Source organism: Metabacillus niabensis (assembly GCF_902829255.1).
Taxonomy (GTDB): domain Bacteria; phylum Bacillota; class Bacilli; order Bacillales; family Bacillaceae; genus Metabacillus; species Metabacillus niabensis.
On the sequence record NZ_CADEPK010000385.1, the window covers coordinates 1 to 2193 of the forward strand.

The 2193-nt window shown below is 31.8% G+C and carries 2 protein-coding genes; both read left to right on the top strand.

Annotation, left to right across the window (positions count from 1 at the left end; all coding sequences use genetic code 11):
* Positions 1-50 precede the first annotated feature (50 nt).
* Positions 51-269 carry a YneF family protein gene (locus tag HU235_RS22195; protein ID WP_095301797.1) on the top strand — a complete coding sequence of 73 codons (219 nt, stop codon included), beginning with the start codon at positions 51-53 and terminating at the stop codon, positions 267-269.
* 481 nt (positions 270-750) lie between these two features.
* The gene (locus HU235_RS22200) at positions 751-2058 is read left to right on the top strand and encodes a cell wall-binding repeat-containing protein (protein WP_095301798.1); all 1308 of its coding nucleotides are present in this window, start codon (positions 751-753) and stop codon (positions 2056-2058) included.
* Positions 2059-2193: the final 135 nt, after the last annotated feature.

The window sequence follows — 2193 nt, forward strand, 5'->3', positions numbered from 1 at the left end:
CCGTAATATTTAGTACACTGTAAAGTAGACAACACGAAGGAGGAAGTATTATGGAAGTTTGGGTTGGGATTCTAGTAGCCGTTATTGCGTTACTTGCCGGCGTTGCACTAGGATTTTTCATTGCGCGTAAATATATGATGAATTACCTAAAGAAAAATCCACCAATTAATGAACAAATGCTAAAAATGATGATGATGCAAATGGGTATGAAGCCTTCGCAAAAGAAAATCAATCAAATGATGAAAGCTATGCAGGGTCAAATAAAATAACAAACGTTGATATAACAAGGTTTAAGGCAGTTTATTTAATGAAAGTACAATCTTAAAAATTAGAAATAGGTCAAACTTTCATTTGCTTTTTCGATATAAATTGCTTAATCTTTCTTATAGCACAACCATGACCACCTTTTCTGTTGGAATATTTCAGCAGAAAAGGTGGTTTTTTTATTGAGATGTTTTTTAGAGTATATTTATTAATCACTTGATAACGAAGTAAATTATATGACCAAAATAATTTAAAATAGGTGACAAGATACGAACCAAAGAAGATTGGTTCATATTAAAATATAATTGAAATAACTGTCCGGAAAACTTATGTATATTTTTATCTTTCCAATCACATTAATGTGAAAATGGTCAAATTGAATGAGAATTTTAATAAAAATATAATATACCTTATCTATAAAATATTGTTTCTATTTTCCGATCTGATATAATCAATAAGGATATATTTAACTAAGGAGGAAATAAGTTGAAGAAGTTATTTAAGATTGGAGCTTTTGCAGTATTAACAGGTACATTATTATTTTCTTCTGTACAGCATACCGATGCAACTGGAAGTTATACAAGAGTATCAGGAGCTGATCGTCTATCAACTGCAATTGAAATATCGAAAAGAGGATGGCCTAGTGGACTTGACGGAGAAAGAATAGTAATTTTAGCACGAGCGGATAATCCTGCAGATGCACTAAGTGCGGCAAGTTTATCTGGTGCTAAAGATGCTCCGATACTATTAACCTATCCAAATAGTATTTCAAATAAAGTTTTAGATGAAATAAGAAGACTGAACACAAAAAAAGTATATGTTCTGGGTGGAGAACAAGCAATAAGCAATACAGTTATTAATACTCTTAAGTCAAAGGGTTTAGAAGTTGAAAGAATATCAGGAAGTCAAAGGTATCAAACTGCATTTAATATTAACAAGGAAGCAGGTTCAGATTCCAATACACGAGCAATTGTGGCAAGCGGCACATCCGTAGCTGATGCATTATCAGCATCAACTGACTCTGCAATAAATGGAGTTCCTATCTATTTAGTAACAAAAGATACTATTCCTGTAAATTTACCTTCAAACATTAAAAGTGTACATATTTATGGTGGAACAGGTGTAGTTAGTAAAAAAGTTGAAGATACTCTAAGAGCTAAAGGAATTTCAATAAAAAGATATGCTGGAAAAGACCGTTATGACACAAATCGTTTAGCATTAGCAAATTTTAAACCAAATAATGCAATATTAGTACGTGGGACATCAGTAAGTACTGGAAAAGAAGATTATCCTGATTCTGTAGCTGCTTCAGGTTTAGCACATCGTAAAAATGCAGCAATTGTTTTATCACATAACACTAATTACTTACCAAATGTAAGAAGCTTAGTTAATAAGTTGGGAGTTAATAGTGTATTTGTTTTAGGTGGTACTAATGCAATTAGCAATACATTAGTATCTGCTTATCAATCTAGTTACCCTGATCCTATTGGGAAATTACAGATTACAAGTTTAGATTTAGAGAAAGACAAAGTGGTAATCAAAAATGTTGATTCTAGGGATTTAAATTTAACTGGTTGGAGATTGTATAGCGCAGATGGTGGACAAACTTTCACCTTCCCAAATAATTATGTCTTAAAGAAAGGTTCGTCAGTTACAGTTGTTTCTGGAAGGGGAGCAATAGATAATCCACCTTCTCAATTATTATGGACAAAATCTTATATGTGGGAAAATGATGGAGATATAGCGAGAATTTACAATCCATTAAATGGATTAGTGAGTGAAGTAAGAAAATAAAGGACACTTTTTCAAGTGTTCTTTTTTATTGGAATTCAATCCATTAGGAAAAGGTGTTGAAATAAGTGTTTGTAAATTTTGTGTGTCGAATTTATTTCAGGGAAACAAATTCATAAAACTCAGGTTATATTGAGT